Genomic DNA, 16,278 nt, shown 5'->3' on the forward strand with positions numbered 1-16,278 from the left:
AGGCCAAGCTCACATGAGCTTGGCCTTCGGCTACTTCGCGTGCGCCGCCAGGGACTCGAACCCCGGACCCGCTGATTAAGAGTCAGCTGCTCTAACCAACTGAGCTAGCGGCGCCTGCTGACGTCGTAGACCTTAGCATCCTGATCGGCGGGAGGAAAAATCGATATGCGGACGGTCGAGCGGGCCGCGCGGACGGCCGCCCAGAGCAGGATCTCCGGGCCGGGAAGCCACGGGTGCCGGGTGTCCGGGGCGACCAGCCAGCGGGTGCCGGCCGGGGCGGGGGAGGGGGCGCCGCGCGGTGCCGGAGCCGGTACGGTCACCGCGTCGCCGGTGCCGTGGCACAGCAGTGGCGGCACGGTGCCGCCGCGGCCGCCCCACTCCTCCCAGCCCAGCAGCGACGGCAGCCGGGCGGCGGTGCCGGGGGCGGCGAACAGGAGCATCCGGCCCCGGAAGACCGCGACCGGCCCGGAGCCCGGCCCCTCGTCCCACAGCCGGTCCAGCATGCGGCGGCCGAAGATCGCCGGGGCGTTCACCACGTCGAACACGGTCCCGCAGGGCAGGACGACCGGGGCGTCCGGCCGCTCCTCCCAGAACGCGAGCGTGCTCCGCGGATACGTTCCTGCGGAGGCCAGCCAGGCGGCTCCGTCCGGGGTGACCCCGGCCGCGTCGCCGAGCTCGGCGAGGTCGCCCGGGAAGGTCTCGTGCGGTGTGCGGCTCATGGGGAATTGATACCCCTCGTGAACACCCGCTCGCCGTCAGTTGCGGGAAACCCGGACAGGAGCGAACGGAGAGGCGTATCTTGCCCACCCGGCATATGCCATCAGCCGGGTCCGCCTAGATCTGCTCGGGCCCCTGGCCCTCCCTCCCCTTCAGCAGATCCCGGCCGAACTCGACCATCTTCTTCGCGTAGTCCTCGGTCCACTCGGCCCGCTCGGCGATGTCGGCCGGGGTCAGCCGGTCGAAGCGGCGCGGGTCGGCGAGCTGGGCGGCGGCCATGGCCTGGAACTCCACCGCCCGGTCGGTGGCCACCCGGAACGCCTGGACCAGCTCGGTCGCACGGCTCAGCAGCGCCCCGGGGTCGTCGACCGACTCCAGGCCGAAGAAGTGCTCGGGGTCGGCGACCGCTTCCACAGGCTCGAAGAGCAGGGGCGCGGGGCGTAGCCGCGGTTCGTTCCGACGCGGCGTGGGCTCCGCCATGTCTGGTCCTCCTCGTACGGTGTCGATGACTACGGTCCGATGACCACCGTCCATTGTCCCGCGCCCGCGCAAGGGCACCCCGAGGCCGGTGGCTGACTCTCCGCTCGCCCGCTCAAGACCGCCAGGTCACCCGGTGCTCGCCCAGGTGCGCCGGCACCGTGTGGTTCGCCTCCCAGCCGTCGGGGGCTGTATCCGTTGGACGCCTCCGGCGGCGTGCCGGACTCCGTCCGGCGGGTGGGTGGGGTCGGTGTCGGTGTCTGTCATGGCCGCCAGGTCACCCGGTGCTCGCCCAGGTGCGCCAGCACCGCGTGGTTCGCCTCCCAGCCGTCGGGGGCTGCATCCGTTGGCCGCCTCCGGCGGCGTGCCGGACTCCGTCCGGCGGGTGGGTGGGGTCGGTGTCGGTGTCTGTCATGGCCGCCAGGTCACCCGGTGCTCGCCCAGGTGCGCCAGCACCGCGTGGTTCGCCTCCCAGCCGTCGGGGAATTTGACGAGGGTTCCCAGCTGGACCGGTTCCGCGGACGGGTAGTCGTCCAGGAGGTCGGTCACGCCTGCGCGGCAGATCATGATGCAGGCGTGGCGGTGGCGGGAGGCGAGGACGCAGAGGCGGCCCGTCTCCAGGTGGAAGGCGGTGGCGTCGGGGCGGCCGGAGAGCGGGTGGAGGACCACCGTCACGTCGTACTCGCGGCCCTGGAGCCGGTTCGCCGTGTCGACGGTGACGTCGGCCGCGCCCAGTTCCGCCAGCGCCGCGCGGACAGCGGCCGCCTGGTCCCGGTGGGCGGTGCCGACGGCGATCCGGTCGGCCGTGAGGGGGGCGGGGGCGGGGGAGCGTTCCGAGAGAGCCGCGCCGCCGCGGTCGAGCAGCCGCCGTACCACCGTGGCCACCGCGCGGACCGCCTCCGGGTCGGTGCGCGGGGTGTGCCGGGCGGGCAGTTCCAGCAGGCCCCAGCCGGACTCCGCCGCCTCGTCGATCACCCGGTCGGGCCCGGAGCCGTCGGAGGGGACGGCGAAGGTGAGACGCCGGTCGCCGTGGCCCGTGCCGCTGCGGAAGGGGGTGTACGGGTAGAACGCGCCGGAGACGAGGGGCGCGGCCGACGCCGGCAGCCGCCAGGAGACCGGGAGGCGGTGCTGGGGCAGGCCCGGGTTGTGGGCGAGGAGGGTGGAGACGGCGGACGCCGACGGGTCGTACGACAGGCCCGCCCACTGCTCACTGCCCACGATCGCGAACGGGTCCAGCTGGCCGGGGTCGCCCACGAACAGCGCCCGTTCGAACAGGCCGGCCACGGCGAGCAGGGAGTCCGAGCGCATCTGGTACGCCTCGTCGACGATCGCGTGCCGCCAGGGCTCGTCCGCCTTCACGTGCGCCCACTTCGCGGCGGTGGAGAGCACGACCTGCGCGTCCTTCAAATCGGCCGCCTTCGCCGACTTGCGGACGCTCGGCAGGTCGTCCAGCGCCTTGTCGTACGGGTCCGCGTCACTGCTGTGCAGGCGGCCGACGGGCAGCTCGGGGTTCTTCTCGGCGAGCCGCAGGACCAGGTCGTCGACCTGCGCGTTCGTCTGCGCGACCACCATCAGCGGGCGGCCGGCGTCGGCGAGTTCGAGCGCCGCCCGCACCACCAGCGTGGACTTGCCGGCGCCCGGCGGGGAGTCCACGACCACACCCCGCTCGGTGCCGTGCAGGGTGTCGTGCAGGATCGCGGCGGTGGCCTGTGCTGCGGCCGTACCGGGATCGAAGTCCGTGGTGGTCACAGGATGTCCTCCGGCGTCGCGGTGTCGGCCGCCTCGGGCGCCGCCTCGCCCGGCGGGCCGCCGTGCGTCCACGGGGTGTCCTCCGGGTCGGGCAGCTTGGCGCCGCCGCGCTGCTCGTGTTCGAACAGGGTGAAGACGAGCCGGTCGCCCTTCTCGGGGACCGAACCCGGTTCGGGTTCCTTGCCGCGGCCCATCTTGTCCAGGACGCGCAGCACCAGCACCCCCTCCGCCTCGTGGCCGACGAACTCCGCCGACTGCGGCTTGCCGCCCAGCGAGCGGTACGCCTTGGCGCGCTCGCCCAGCTGCGGCCGGTCCTCCGTGCGCACGGTCAGCAGCGGGCGCGGGCTGGGCCGCTTGCCCTCGCTGTACGCCATGACGACGTCGAGGACCTCGCCCGCGAACGCCTCCCCGGACAGCCGCCGCCCCGCCATCACCAGCGGGTCGTCGAGGGCTTCCTGGGCGTCGAGGCGGGCCTGTTCGCGCTCGCGCGTGGCCAGCTTGTTGGCGGCGGTCACCGCGTCGTCCCGGCGCGGCTGCGGCGGCTCACCGGCCAGTACCCGGTCGCGGTGACCGGTGAACGACCAGCGGTCGCGCGTCCACCGCTCCTCGACCCTGGCCCCCTCCGGCAGCCCGCGCAGCAGGTCCAGGCCCTGCCAGACCGCGTCCCAGGTGGGCCGGGTACGGCTCTCCACCAGGGCGCGGATCTCCCGCTCGGCGGCGGTGAGGATCATCAGCCGGTCGTCGGCCTGGAGACCGTCCTCGGCCTCGGCGAGAGCGGTGCGGGCCCGGTCGTAGCGGTCGAAGGCGGGGGCCAGCAGCTTGTTGTCGAAGGCCGGGTCGGTGGCGGGCCCGGCCGGCGGGCACAGCAACTGGCCGTCGGAGTCCCGCGCCAGCTCGGCGACCCGCGCGGCCTGCGCGCCGGTGCTGCCCTCCGGCGGGGCGATCCAGGCGAGCAGCGCGCCCAGGTGCTGGTCCTCGACACCGGACTGGCCGGTCGCCCAGTGCCGGGACAGCAGGTCCGTCATGGCGAGGAGGAGGGAGGAGCCGGGGACCCGGGCGCGCTCGCCGAAGTGGGTGAGCCAGCGGCCGAGCAGCGGCACCCGGGGCGGCGCCGGGTAGGGCGCCTCGGGGTCCTGCTCCGCCGTGCGCCGGAACCGCATCGAGCGGCCCAGCAGCCGTACGTACTCGATGCCCGCGCGGCCCGGGACGATCAACTGGGGTGCGTCCGCGCACAGTTCGACCTCGACCTTGACCCGCTTGCCGGTCTCCGGGTCGGTCTCGGTGCGCTCGGCCGCCTCGACGCTGTCGGCGTAGGAGTCCAGGTAGGGCAGGACGACGTCGGCGAGCTCGGCGAGGAAGGCGAACCGCAGGTCGCGGTCGCGCGGCTGGGGTACGACCAGCAGCCGCGGGGCGTCCCGGTCGGTGCCGACCAGGGCGCCCAGCGGGGCACCGGCCTCACCGGCGGTGGTGAGCGGCACGAAGACCAGAGGGCGGTCGGAGAGGTGCCGGTGGCGGACGGTCGCGGCGGGCTGCGCGGTGCCCGAGCTGACGGCTTCGAGGCGGGCGAGGGTGGTGATCAGTGACACGCGGCCCCCTGAAGTGCTTCCACCCGCAGGGCCGCCGCCCGGCGCAGGGCCGCCACCGCCGGGTCGGCCGGGTCGCCGCTCTCGCCGCGCGCCGCCGACAGCACCTCCTCGACCGTGCTCAGCCCGCCCAGCTCGGCGCGGGCCGCGCGGCCCAGCGCGGTCACCTCGTCGGCCGCCCGGGACCGCTGCCGGCAGTGGAAGGCCAGCTCGCAGGCGGAGAGGCACTCGGGCGCGTACGTCGCGGGGACGGCGTCCACGGCCGCCGTGAGCTGCTCTTTGGGCAGGTCCGGGGCGAAGCAGGTGCCCTCGGGCAGGGTGTCGGCGATGTCCTGGACGCGGGTGAGCCGGGCCAGCTGGCGGGCGGTGACCGCGCGCTGCTTGCGGACGTCCACCGCGGCGGCGGTCGGCAGGTTGGCGAAGTCCTTGGGGCAGACGAGCAGCACCTCGTGGCGGACCCGCGGGGCCGGGGTGAGCCGGGCCGCGACCTCCTCCAGGGCCAGCACGTACACCGCGGCCTGCCGGGCGGCGGCGCCCACCTTCGCCGGGTCGGCGGAGCCGTCCAGCATCGGGAAGGACTTGATCTCCACGACCGTCCAGCTGCCGTCCGGGTGCACCACGACCGCGTCCGGCTCCAGGAAGGCGGGCGAGCCGGCCACTTCGAGGGCCAGCATCGGATGGTCGAACAGCGCCCAGCCGCCCGCCTCGACGGCCTCGCGCAGGGCCAGCGCCGTACGGGCCGTACGCCCCTCGGGCCCGATCGCGGACAGGTCGGGTACGGCGGCCCGCTCGGCCGGCTCGGCGCCCGGGTCGAGATGGGTGCGGACCAGCCGCAGCAGCTCGGCGCCGCCGTCCGCCTTCACTTTCGCCTCGAAGGCGTTGCCCCGGGTCAGCGCGAACTGCGACTGGCCGAAGGCCGACGGCGTGCCGAGGGCGCTCGCCAGTGCCGTCTTGTCCACACCGGCGCCGTCCAGGATCGCCCGCCGTCGGCACCCCGGGTTCGCGGCGAGCGCCGCGAGGGCACGCGCGTCGAGGGCCTTGGCCGGGACGGCGGGGCCGCGCAGCTCAGCGAGCCGGTGCCGGAGCGCTGTCCCCCGCGTCTGTGGGGGAAGCGTCCGGCTCGGCTGCGGCGGCGAGCCGGGACTCGCGCTGCGATGGAATTCGCTCACCCGCCGAAGTCTGGCATCCGGCACTGACAATCGGGGAGCCTGCGCCGTCCGAGCGCGCTGCGACGAGGGAGGCGCCCGGGGTGATCCGCACCCGGACGAGATTCGCCAGCCGCATCACGTACGGCGCCAGCAGGTAACCCACGCCCATCACGAACACGCCCGCGACCGCGTCCAGGAAGTAGTGGTTGGCGGTGCCCATCACCACGATCGCGGTCAGCAGCGGGTAGGCCACACCGAGCACCTTGGTGACGCGGTTGCCGCCGTGGCGCCACAGCATCACCCCGCACCACAGCGCCCAGCCGCAGTGCAGGCTCGGCATCGCCGCGTACTGGTTGGTCATGCCGCCGAGGCCGCGCGGCGCACTGGCGTCGCCGCCCCACCAGCCGTACGAGCTGTACTGGGCCATCGTGTCGACGAACCCGTACTTCACGTCCAGCAGCCGGGGCGGGCAGGTGGGCAGCAGGGTGAAGCCGATCAGCCCGATGAACGTGGACGTCATCAGCCAGGTGCGGGCCCGCCGGTAGACCTCGGCGCGCTTGCGGAACAGGAAGACCAGGATCAGCGGAGTGACCAGGTAGTGCAGTGAGGCGTACCAGAAGTCCGCCGGTATGCCGAGCCACGCCTCACGTGTGAACAGGCGGTTGAGCGGGTGCTCGGCGTTGAGGTGCAGGGCCTTCTCGATGCGCAGGATCGCCAGGCCGTGGTCGACGGCGGTGCCCGTGTCCCCGCGCGCGAGCAGGCGGCCGGCGGAGTAGCAGCCGTACACCAGCAGGATCAGCGGCAGCTCGGTCCACCAGCGCAGCCGGGTTCGTGCAGCCACCTCGGTGCCCGGTTTCTCGGTCTGCGGCATCCGACTGCCTCCCCCTTCTCGTCCCTGTCCGCGCGGCTCCCGGCGGGCCGACCGTGACACTTTACGTTGCGCGTACTCCCGCCCATGCGGGGCGCTCAGCACTCAAAGACGCGGAGAGCGCGCGCCGGGTTGCCCGGTCCCCAGCCCGTTCCCTGCGTGTTCCCAGCCTGGGCGATGATGGAGGTGTCCCGCTCCCGAATTTCTCCCGGAAGGTTCTCTCCCCATGGCACCGCGCATCCTGCTGGCCCGGCACGGACAGACGGAGTGGTCGCTGTCCGGCAAGCACACCGGCAGGACCGACGTACCGCTCCTGGAGGAGGGCCGGCGGGGGGCCAAGCTGCTCGGCGAGCGCCTGCACCGGCCGCCGTTCGACGGCCTCGCCGACGCCGAGATCCGCACCAGCCCGCTGGCACGCGCGCGGGAGACCTGCGAACTCGCCGGCTTCGGCGACCGCGCCGCCCGCTGGGACACGCTGATGGAGTGGGACTACGGGGCGTACGAGGGCCTGACCCCGGCGGAGATCCAGGCGTCCCGGCCGGGCTGGCTGATCTGGCGGGACGGCGTCCCCGGAGGCGAGTCCCTCGCGGAGGTCACCGCGCGGGCCGACGAGGCGGTGGCCTGGGCGCGCTCGGCCGACCGCGACGTGCTGGTCTTCGCCCACGGGCACATCCTGCGGTCGATCGGGGCGCGGTGGCTGGGGCTGCCGCTGGACTTCGCGGCCCGGATCCGGCTGAACCCGACGTCACTGTCGGTGCTGGGGTGGGCCTACGGGGAGCCCGCCATCGAGAGCTGGAACGACTTGGGGCACTTGGCGGGGTGAGGGCCGGGGTGGGGGCGCTTACCGGCGCTTGCCGGGTGCCTCCCCCAGCCTTCGGCCGGGGGGACCCCAGCGCCCACCCGTGCCGCCCTGCGGCACGCCTGCCCGCAGCTAGGTATGCAGGACGCGGCTGGGAAGCGCCCCGTTAGGGGCGCGGGGAACTGCGCGGCCGGCCCCCACTCACCCGCAGCCGTACGAACTACAGGTCCACCCCTGTCGGCCCTACACAACCCTCGGCGTGGACGCGTGACGGTCCAGGAACTCCTGGACTCCGCTCGCCCGGCGGTGCGGCAGCAGCACCCGTGCCGTGCCCGCCAGCATCCCCTGGATCCGGGACGACTGGACCTGGTCCAGCAGGTCCAGCACCCGCATGCCCGCCGTCGCCGCCTCGTCGGGACGCCCGCCGCGGGCGAGGTCGTCGGCGAGTTCCGCCGTGTACAGCGCGATGTTCCGCGTGAAGTGCGGGTCCTGCAGATCGGCCGCCCGGTGCGCGTGGCGTGCGGCGCGCCGCCAGTCGCCCAGCATGGACCAGCACTGCGCCTCCAGGCCTTCCAGCTCGGCCTCTCCGTAGAAGCTCATCCACTCGGGGTCGGCGTCCGAGCGGCCCCGCTCGAAGAGGGCCTGTGCGCGGGCCAGCGCCTGTTCGGTGCCGGTGCGGTCGGCGAGCCCCGCCCAGCCGCCCGCCTCGCGCAGCGCGAGCAGGGACATGAGGCGGGCCGAGCCGAGCGGCCGGCCGACCCGCTGCGCGGCCTGGGCCGCCCGTACCGCCTCCCGGGGCCGTCCGGCGTCCCGCGCCAGGAACGCGGTGTTGCAGAAGGCGTGCGCCTCCAGCCCGGCGTCCCCGGTCATCCGTGCCGTCGCCAGCGCCTCCGCGTAGTGCGAGCGGGCGTCGTCGAAGCGGCCGGAGTCATGGGCCAGCCAGCCCACCGAGATGGCCAGTTCACCGGCGCCCGAGTGCAACCGCTCGGCGGTCGTCTGCCGGGTCGCGCCCGCGTCGAGGAGCGCGTACGCCGCGCGCAGCGGAGCCGCCGCGCGCCGGTACAGTCCGTCCGCGCCGTGCCGGTCGTCCAGCAACCGGATCCGGCGTACGGCCTCCTCCAGGGCGGCCGCGTGCGAGGACCCGGCACGGCGCACCGGCCGGTCCGCCGCCACGGCGTCGATGGTGAACCCCAGCGGGCCCAGGGTGGCGGCGGCCACGGTGGCGCCTCCGCCGGTCATGAATAGGCGACGCAGCACGTCGCTCTCCTCGTAGTTGTCGTGCGTCTCGTACGGGTCCTGCGGGTTCCGCGTCTCGCGCCGGTCATGCCGGTCTTGCGGGTGGTACTCGTCCTGCGGGTGGTACTGGTCCTGCGGTTCATACGGCTCGACGCCCTCCTGGTTCTCACCCGGGGTGAGCACCAGGGGCAGGTCGCCCGGCGGCCGCGCCGCGCGTCCGCGGACGGACGAGCGGGGCGCGAAACCGAGGTCGGCGAGCGTGCGGCCGGGGAACATATGCAGGAACACCCGTTCGTAGGCGTAGTTCGGGCAGCGGATCTCACCCGCCTCGACCCGGCCGATGTAGCGCGCGTCACAGCTCACCCGCTCGCCGATCTCGCGGGCGGCGCGCCGAACGAGCGCGGCGAACTCGGCCGGCGAGTGCCGGCCGCGTACCTGCCGGAAGGCGAGGTTCGGCCGTACCGGCCGATCGGGCTGCGACGAGGTCGTGGTTGACGACGCCATGGCCGGGTCCTCTCGTGCGAACCGTCGAACCATGCCGGACTCGTAGTGAGTTGTCCGAGTGGACCCTTGATTCCGGCGGGCAAGAACGTACCTGCTGTGTCGGACTCGTGACGCAGGGTTTGGCTACAAACCGGATATCTCATGCACGATCTGCCATGAACTGCCATCCTTTGCGGCTGACTTCCGCCGTAGCCGTTGACGCGGTGGCGCGTTGGACCTCATGGACTGCAAGAGGGCTGCGCGGTGGAGGCCGGGATGGAGACCAGCCAGGGCAACGATCCTTGTGACGATGCGGGATGCGACCTCGTGACGGTGCCGGCCCGGCAGGGCCTGGAGGCGGTCGACATCCTGCGCAGGGGGGCCGGAGAGGCGGTGGGTCCCGTGCTCCACGACGACGGGGGCGGCACCCTCGGCTTCGTGGTGCCGGCCGGTACGGCGGCGGGCTGGGACGTACCCGGCAGCACCTGTACCGAGACCGAGGGGCGCGGGCTGCGGTTCAGTCCTGAGCCGCCGGTCGAGGGCTCCGACTGGCTGCTGCCGCCCGGCGAGGCCGAGCTGGCGACCGATCCGGCGGTGCTGCGGCGGGCGCTGGGGGAGGCGGCCCGGATGATCGAGGCGGCGGACAGCTGCCGCTGAATTTCCCGGACGGCCGCCGCCTGGGAAGATGGCGGAATGGGCAAGTCCAGGAACTCACGTCGACGGCCGGCCGCCGCCGAGGCTGTGGTCGAGGCCGTCGACGGCGGCCTCGCCCAGCTCATCCCGGACCCCGACCGCGGCCGGGCCTGGACGCTGCTCATCGACGGTGCCCCGCAGTCGCACGTCGACCTCGACGACCCTGCGTACCTGTCCTTCGAGTACCAGCGCCGGCTCGGCCATGTCATCGACCTGGTCGCACCGCCGGGCAGGCCCGTGCAGGTCGTGCACCTCGGCGGCGGCGCGCTCACGCTGGCGCGGTACGTCGCCGCGACCCGGCCCCGGTCCACCCAGCAGGTCGTGGAGCGGGACGCGGCCCTCGTCCAGCTGGTGCGGCGCGAGCTGCCGCTGGACGCGAACGCGCGGATACGGGTGCGGTCCGTGGATGCCCGGGACGGCCTGGGCAAGGTTCCGGAGGCGTGGGCGGACCTGGTCATAGCGGATGTGTTCAGCGGGGCGCGCACGCCGGCGCACCTGACGTCCACGGAGTTCCTGGATGCCGTGCGGAGGGTGCTGCGGCCGGGGGGAATGTATGCCGCGAACCTCGCGGACGGGCCGCCGTTGGCCCACCTGAGGGGTCAGATCGCCACCGTGGGGGCGCGGTTCGCGGAGGTCGCGGTGGTCGCGGATCCCACGGTGTGGCGGGGGAGGCGGTTCGGCAACGCGGTGCTGGTGGCGGCCGACGTACAGCTCCCTGTCGCTGAACTGACCCGGCGTTGCGCATCCGATCCGCACCCTGGGCGGGTCGAACACGGGCGTTCTTTGCGGGACTTCACCGGCGGTGCGATCGCCGTGACGGACGCGGTGGCCGTGGCTTCACCTTCCCCGCCGCCTTCGGTGTTTCGCTGACTCTGCGGGTGCGTGGGGGTTGCTCGCGCAGTTCCCCGCGCCCCTTTGGGGCGCGCTGCCCAGCCGTGTCTCATTCAGCCGCGGGCAGTCGTGCCGCTGGGGCGGCACGGGTGGGCGCGGGCGGCGCCCGGCAAGCGCCGGTGAGCGTCCCCACCCTCACACCGGCCGACGGTCAGTACGTCTCCACCTGCACCTGCGGCGCGCTGTCGTGCCACGTGCAGAACACCGACACGCGGTCCGTGCTCTTGCTGAACTCGATGCGGATCCACGTCTCCGTCTTCCAGACCTGCATCGACCAGCCCGTACCCGGCGTCGCCGACACCAGGGTCGCGCTGGTGTCGCCGAGGTCGAAGACCGCCCGGCCGCCATCGGTGTCGTAGGCCTTGACCTGGCCCGAGGCGGAAGCCGAACCGGCGGTGCCGGTCGGGTTCGGGGTGGTGGCCGGAGTCCGGGACGGCGTCGGTGCGGGAGTCGCCGACGGGCGCGGGGAAGCGGTGTGCGACGGGCTCGGGGCGCGGGACGCGGACGACGCAGGCGACTTGGCGCCCTGGGGCGTCGGGTCGTCGTCCGCCGCCGTGACGGGAAGCGCGCGGGGCGGGTCGTAGGCCGTGGCCGCCATCACCGTGTGGACGCCCCACCACGACAGCGTGACCGCCGCGCCCGTGGCGAGCAGCCAGGCCATTACGTGTACGAGTCCTCTGCGCATCGCGGGCCATACTGCCTCAGGGGTACCGCCCTGCGCACTCGACCCGAGTTATCCACAGGCTCCGACCGGCGCCTGCGGCATGGCGTACGGTGCGGCGCATGGCAAGTGTGCTCGTGGTCGAGGACGACCAGTTCGTCCGCTCGGCGCTCATCCGGCAGCTCACCGACGCCTCGCACACCGTGCGCAGCGTGGGCACGGCACTGGAGGCGCTGCGCGAGGTCGCCCATTTCCGTTTCGACGTCGTCGTGCTGGACCTCGGACTGCCGGACCTGGACGGCTCCGAGGCGCTGAAGATGCTGCGCGGCATCACCGACGTGCCCGTCATCATCGCCACCGCCCGGGACGACGAGACGGAGATCGTCCGGCTGCTCAACGCGGGGGCGGACGACTATCTGACCAAGCCGTTCTCCGTCGAGCACCTGTCGGCGCGGATGGCCGCCGTGCTGCGCCGGGCGCGGTCGGGCGGTGGTGAGCCGGCGCCGTCGAGCGTGCTGCGGGTCGGCGGGCTGGCCGTCGATCCACTGCGCAGGCACGCCGAGTTGGACGGGGTGCGGCTCGACCTCACCCGGCGGGAGTTCGACCTGCTGGCCTTCCTCGCCGGGCGGCCGGGGGTCGTGGTGCCGCGCAAGGAGCTGCTGGCGGAGGTGTGGCAGCAGTCCTATGGGGACGACCAGACCATCGACGTCCATCTGTCGTGGCTGCGGCGGAAGCTGGGCGAGACGGCGGCCCGGCCGCGGTATCTGCACACACTGCGGGGCGTCGGCGTGAAGCTGGAGCCGCCCGGCGGGGAAGCGAGGCCGGTCGGATGAGATGGGCTCTGGTCAAGGTCTGTCTGGCGGTCACCGCGATGGTCGTGGTCGCCTTCGCCGTCCCGCTCGGCCTGGTCGTCAAGGAGCTGGCCCGTGACCGGGCGTTCTCCAACGCCGAGCGGGAGGCAGCCGCGGTCGCCCCGGCCCTGTCCATCACCACCGACCGGGACAAGCTGGAGCGGGTGGTGGCCTCCGCCGGCGCCGACCGGGGCATGGCCGTGCACATACCGGCGGCCGGCGGCCAGGCCGGCCTCGACATCGGGCGCCAGCGTGCCGCCGACCGGGACATCGCGGCCGTACGGAAGCTGGGGCGGGCCTCCACCACCGGGGTGGCCGGCGGGTCGACCCTGCTGCAGCCCGTCGCGCTGAGCTCCGGTGCCATCGCGGTCGTCGAGGTGTACGTGCCCGAGTCCGAGGTGACCAACGGGGTCGGCACGGCCTGGGCGGTGCTCGCCGCCGTCGGCCTGGCGCTGATCGTCGGCTCGGTCGCGGTCGCCGACCGGCTGGGCGTACGGATGGTGCAGCCCGCCCAGCGACTGGTCGAGGGCGCGCACGAACTGGGGGAGGGCAAGCTGGGGGCGCGGGTGCCCGAGGAGGGGCCGATCGAACTGCGGCTGGCGGCGGTCGCGTTCAACTCGATGGCCGACCAGGTCGTGCAACTGCTGGCGAACGAGCGGGAGCTGGCCGCCGATCTGTCGCACCGGCTGCGCACTCCGCTCACCGTGCTGCGGCTGAACGCGGCCTCGCTCGGGGACGGGACCGCCGCCGAGCAGACCCGGGCCGCGGTGGCGCAGTTGGAGCGCGAGGTCGACACCATCATCAGGACCGCGCGCGAGGCCAAGCCGCAGACGGCGGCCGTCGGGCCGGGTGCCGGCTGCGACGCGGCCGAGGTGGTGCGGGAGCGGATGGGGTTCTGGTCGGCGCTCGCGGAGGACGAGGGGCGCAAGTGGCGGGTGGCCGGCGTGGACCGGCCGGTGCGCATACCCGTGGCCCGCGCCGACCTGGCTGCCGCGCTCGACGCGCTGCTCGGCAACGTCTTCCGGCACACCGCGGAGGGCACCGCCTTCGCGGTCGACGTGCACAACGCGGAGGACGCGGTGATCGTGCTGGTCTCGGACGCGGGACACGGCATCCCCGATCCGGAGGCGGCGATGGCCCGCGGGCGGGGTTCGGGGGCGGCCGGGTCGACCGGGCTCGGACTGGACATCGTGCGCCGGCTCGCCGAGTCGACCGGCGGTGACGTGCGGATCGGGTCGTCGGTGCTGGGCGGGACGGAGGTGCGGATCTGGATCCAGCTGGACGGCCGGAAGCCGGAGCGCACGGGACACCGGGGAACGGTGCGCAGACACCGTTCGCGCAGGCCACCGGGGGACCCGGGCAGGCGGGGAACAGGGGGCACCACCGGCAGAATTGGTCTCGACCTTTAATCGGTCCCGATGCCTTCCTTAAGCGCACCCTAAGATCCTCAACAGCCGTCCCTATCAGGCCGTTTGTCCGATTCCCGGCCGCTAGCGTGCTGCCGCACCCCACCCCCTTTGGCAGGCGAAGGCAGGCACGGCATGAGCACGCACCGGCGCAGAATCAGTGGCAGGAACAAGGCGATAGGCGGTCTGGTCGCCGCGGCCGTGGTCGGTGGCGGGGCGATCCTGTTCACCGGGATCGCGCAGGCGGCCGGGGTCGGCGCCGCCTACACGAAGACCAGCGACTGGTCGACCGGGTACACCGCGCAGTACGTCGTCACGAACAACAGCGGGGCCAGGGAGCAGGACTGGACGCTGGAATTCGACCTGCCGGCCGGCGCGAAGCTCAGCTCGCTGTGGAACGCCGAGTACACCGTCAGCGGCCAGCACGTCACCGTGAAGCCGCCGAAGTGGGACACGGACGGTCTCGCGGCCGGCGAGTCGGACACCGTCGGCTTCGTGGTCAACGGCAGCGGGGACCCGACCGGCTGCCGTATCGACAACGCGAGCTGTTCGGCGGACGGCACGGCGACCCCGGAGCCGAGCGGCCGCCCGACACAGTCCGCCACCCCCACCGCGACGGCGACCCCGACCCGGACCGCGACCCCCACGGCCACGGCGTCCACGCCCGCCACCCCCACCGCGACGCCCACCCCGACCCAGACCACCGGCACCGGATCCGGCACCACCACCTCCGCCGGCTTCGCCCCCTACGTCGACACCTCGCTCTACCCGGCGTTCGACCTCCTCGCGGCCGCCAACGCCACCGGAGTGAAGAACTACAACCTCGCCTTCGTCACCGACGGCGGCGGCTGCACGCCCAAGTGGGGCGGCGTGACGGACCTGGCGAGCGACGGCGTGGCCTCCCAGATCGGCGCCCTGCGCGCCAAGGGCGGGGACGTCCGGGTCTCCTTCGGCGGCGCGTCCGGCTCCGAACTCGCCACCACCTGCTCCTCGGCGGACGCGCTCGCGGCGGCGTACGGCAAGGTCGTGGACGCGTACAGCCTGACCAAGGTCGACTTCGACGTGGAGGGCGGCGCGCTGCCCAACACCACGGCGAACACCAACCGCGCCAAGGCCATCGCCAAGCTCCAGGCCGCCCACCCGAACCTGGACGTCTCCTTCACCCTCCCGGTGATGCCGGAGGGCCTCACCCAGGACGGCGTGAATCTGCTCTCCGACGCCAAGGCCAACGGCGTGAAGATCAGCGCCGTCAACATCATGGCGATGGACTACGGCGCCTCGTACAACGGCGACATGGGCACCTACGCCACCCAGGCCGCCACCGCCACCCAGGCCCAGATCAAGAGCGTCCTCGGCCTCTCCGACTCCGCCGCCTGGAAGGCGGTCGCCGTCACCCCGATGATCGGCGTCAACGACGTCTCCTCCGAGGTCTTCAAGGTCGACGACGCCACCCAGCTCGTCGACTTCGCCAAGTCCAAGGGGATCGGCTGGCTCTCCATGTGGTCGGCCACCCGCGACCAGCAGTGCGCCGGCGGCGCCAAGTCCACCGCCGACGCCACCTGCAGCTCCGTCACCCAGGACAAGTACGCCTTCTCGAAGGCCTTCGCGTCGATCGGCTGACCTGCCCCGTCGGCACCGCACGGCATAGGCCGGAGGCATGTTCACCCACATGGCTGAACCCACTGCCTCCGGCCTCGTCGCGCGCCGCCGTCCGGCTGCGTTCCCGCACATGGTCAGTTCGGAGCAGCTGGACGTACTATCTCGCGCATCTCTATGCCAAGTACACGCTGCCACCGATCCTGCTGGTCGTCTGCAAGGAGAAGGCCACCGAGGCCTGGGCGGCGGAGCCGATCAGGGTCGGACTGTCCGCCCACACCAGCATGATGGTCTTCCCGCTCGTCCTGGGCCCGGGCAACGTTCCCGTGGTCACCGACCCGGACCAGGCCGCCGAGGACCTGCCGCTCGCCGTCTTCACGGCGCTCGCGCACGCCAAGGATCCGGTACTCCCTGCGATACTGGATGCACTGGCGGCGGCAGTGGTCAACGCCGGCGACGGATCAGGGAAACGCTGGGCGGAGTTCACCGAGATCGGTCTGGGAGACACCCGGGCCCGTGCACTGTGGAGGCACCTGATGGCCACGTACACTCCCCGATTCCCCGGCAGTGGCACGCTCATCGAGGAGACCCTCATCGAAGGCGAGTCCAAGGGGCGCGCCAAGGGGCGCGCCGAGGACATCCTGCGCATCCTCGATCTCCGGGGTGTCGAGGTGGCCGAGGCGGACCGTGAGCGCATCACGGCATGCGCGGACCTCGGCACCTTGGGCACCTGGTTCGACCGGGCCGTCACCGCCACGAGCGCCCAGGAACTGTTCGCGGACGAGTGAGGGTGAGGGGCCGGTCCTCCGGAGCCCCGCTCAGAAGCCGCCGGGCCCGCCCGGTCCGCCGCCCCCCCCGAAGCCGCACGGCCCGCCCATCGGCGGGCCGTGGTGGTGGAAGCCGTCCAAGAGGGCGTCCGCCAGGAGCATGCCGCCGAAGCCCGCGGTGCCCGCGCCCGGCCGGTCCGAGGACGTGTACGTCCGGCCGTTCACCGTCACCTGCTGACCGGCCGCGGCACTCGCGCCCCGCTCGGCAGCGGCCCCGAAGGGGCGCTGGGGGGTACCCCCGGCCGAAGGCTGGGGGAGGAACTGCGCGACCAGCCCCGACGGTGCCGCGGCCG

At 73.5% G+C, this 16,278-nt stretch carries 16 protein-coding genes and 1 tRNA gene; 7 read left to right on the top strand and 10 right to left on the bottom strand.

Annotated elements, in window-relative coordinates; all coding sequences use genetic code 11:
- Positions 1-40: 40 nt before the first annotated feature.
- The 7 genes from ACFY0K_RS11500 to ACFY0K_RS11530 form a co-directional block, all read right to left on the bottom strand.
- Positions 41-114: transfer RNA gene (locus ACFY0K_RS11500), tRNA-Lys, on the bottom strand.
- Positions 105-719 (bottom strand): bifunctional DNA primase/polymerase, encoded by a 615-nt coding sequence (locus ACFY0K_RS11505; RefSeq protein WP_388718383.1) that lies wholly within the window; start codon positions 717-719, stop codon positions 105-107. The genes ACFY0K_RS11500 and ACFY0K_RS11505 overlap by 10 nt, the downstream gene beginning before the upstream one ends.
- A gap of 115 nt (positions 720-834) precedes the next feature.
- Complete coding sequence (locus ACFY0K_RS11510; protein WP_351958108.1) at positions 835-1,197, bottom strand: hypothetical protein; 363 nt, start codon at positions 1,195-1,197, stop codon at positions 835-837.
- Positions 1,198-1,605: 408 nt separating this feature from the next.
- Entirely contained in the window at positions 1,606-2,943 is a 1,338-nt protein-coding gene (locus ACFY0K_RS11515; protein ID WP_390639643.1) for an AAA domain-containing protein, read from the bottom strand.
- Positions 2,940-4,529 carry a hypothetical protein gene (locus ACFY0K_RS11520; RefSeq protein ID WP_390639644.1) on the bottom strand — a complete coding sequence of 530 codons (1,590 nt, stop codon included), beginning with the start codon at positions 4,527-4,529 and terminating at the stop codon, positions 2,940-2,942. Before ACFY0K_RS11520 ends, ACFY0K_RS11515 begins: the two co-directional genes overlap by 4 nt.
- Positions 4,520-5,695 (bottom strand): hypothetical protein, encoded by a 1,176-nt coding sequence (locus ACFY0K_RS11525; RefSeq protein WP_390639645.1) that lies wholly within the window; start codon positions 5,693-5,695, stop codon positions 4,520-4,522. Before ACFY0K_RS11525 ends, ACFY0K_RS11520 begins: the two co-directional genes overlap by 10 nt.
- Positions 5,592-6,545 carry a phosphatase PAP2 family protein gene (locus ACFY0K_RS11530; protein ID WP_382722108.1) on the bottom strand — a complete coding sequence of 318 codons (954 nt, stop codon included), beginning with the start codon at positions 6,543-6,545 and terminating at the stop codon, positions 5,592-5,594. Before ACFY0K_RS11530 ends, ACFY0K_RS11525 begins: the two co-directional genes overlap by 104 nt.
- Positions 6,546-6,768: 223 nt before the next feature.
- Here ACFY0K_RS11530 and ACFY0K_RS11535 point away from each other — a divergent pair, with 223 nt between their 5' ends.
- Complete coding sequence (locus ACFY0K_RS11535; protein WP_390639646.1) at positions 6,769-7,365, top strand: histidine phosphatase family protein; 597 nt, start codon at positions 6,769-6,771, stop codon at positions 7,363-7,365.
- Positions 7,366-7,584: 219 nt separating this feature from the next.
- Here ACFY0K_RS11535 and ACFY0K_RS11540 read toward each other — a convergent pair whose 3' ends face one another.
- On the bottom strand, positions 7,585-9,081 hold the full coding sequence (locus ACFY0K_RS11540; protein ID WP_390639647.1) for a hypothetical protein: 1,497 nt from the start codon (positions 9,079-9,081) through the stop codon (positions 7,585-7,587).
- Between the two features lie 255 nt (positions 9,082-9,336).
- On the opposite strand from ACFY0K_RS11540, the gene ACFY0K_RS11545 reads away from it, so the two are divergent.
- Positions 9,337-9,717 (top strand): hypothetical protein, encoded by a 381-nt coding sequence (locus ACFY0K_RS11545; protein WP_390639648.1) that lies wholly within the window; start codon positions 9,337-9,339, stop codon positions 9,715-9,717.
- 36 nt (positions 9,718-9,753) lie between these two features.
- Positions 9,754-10,623 (top strand): spermidine synthase, encoded by an 870-nt coding sequence (locus ACFY0K_RS11550; protein ID WP_390639649.1) that lies wholly within the window; start codon positions 9,754-9,756, stop codon positions 10,621-10,623.
- A gap of 172 nt (positions 10,624-10,795) precedes the next feature.
- Here the strand turns inward: ACFY0K_RS11550 and ACFY0K_RS11555 are convergent, their stop codons facing one another.
- Positions 10,796-11,329, bottom strand: a complete 534-nt coding sequence (locus ACFY0K_RS11555) for a hypothetical protein (RefSeq protein WP_390639650.1) — start codon at positions 11,327-11,329, stop codon at positions 10,796-10,798.
- Between the two features lie 98 nt (positions 11,330-11,427).
- On the opposite strand from ACFY0K_RS11555, the gene ACFY0K_RS11560 reads away from it, so the two are divergent.
- The 4 genes from ACFY0K_RS11560 to ACFY0K_RS11575 all read left to right on the top strand — a co-directional run bounded on the left by ACFY0K_RS11560 (position 11,428) and on the right by ACFY0K_RS11575 (position 15,946).
- Positions 11,428-12,138, top strand: coding sequence for a response regulator transcription factor (locus ACFY0K_RS11560; RefSeq protein WP_390639651.1), 711 nt, complete (start codon positions 11,428-11,430; stop codon positions 12,136-12,138).
- On the top strand, positions 12,135-13,565 hold the full coding sequence (locus ACFY0K_RS11565; protein WP_390639652.1) for a sensor histidine kinase: 1,431 nt from the start codon (positions 12,135-12,137) through the stop codon (positions 13,563-13,565). Before ACFY0K_RS11560 ends, ACFY0K_RS11565 begins: the two co-directional genes overlap by 4 nt.
- A gap of 132 nt (positions 13,566-13,697) precedes the next feature.
- Positions 13,698-15,182, top strand: coding sequence for a cellulose binding domain-containing protein (locus tag ACFY0K_RS11570; RefSeq protein WP_390639653.1), 1,485 nt, complete (start codon positions 13,698-13,700; stop codon positions 15,180-15,182).
- Between the two features lie 260 nt (positions 15,183-15,442).
- Positions 15,443-15,946 carry a hypothetical protein gene (locus ACFY0K_RS11575; protein ID WP_390639655.1) on the top strand — a complete coding sequence of 168 codons (504 nt, stop codon included), beginning with the start codon at positions 15,443-15,445 and terminating at the stop codon, positions 15,944-15,946.
- 30 nt (positions 15,947-15,976) lie between these two features.
- On the opposite strand, the gene ACFY0K_RS11580 is transcribed toward ACFY0K_RS11575, so the two are convergent.
- Entirely contained in the window at positions 15,977-16,156 is a 180-nt protein-coding gene (locus ACFY0K_RS11580; protein WP_351958096.1) for a hypothetical protein, read from the bottom strand.
- Between the last annotated feature and the right edge of the window lie 122 nt (positions 16,157-16,278).

The organism is Streptomyces sp. NPDC001507, from assembly GCF_042894765.1.
Classification (GTDB): Bacteria; Actinomycetota; Actinomycetes; order Streptomycetales; family Streptomycetaceae; genus Streptomyces.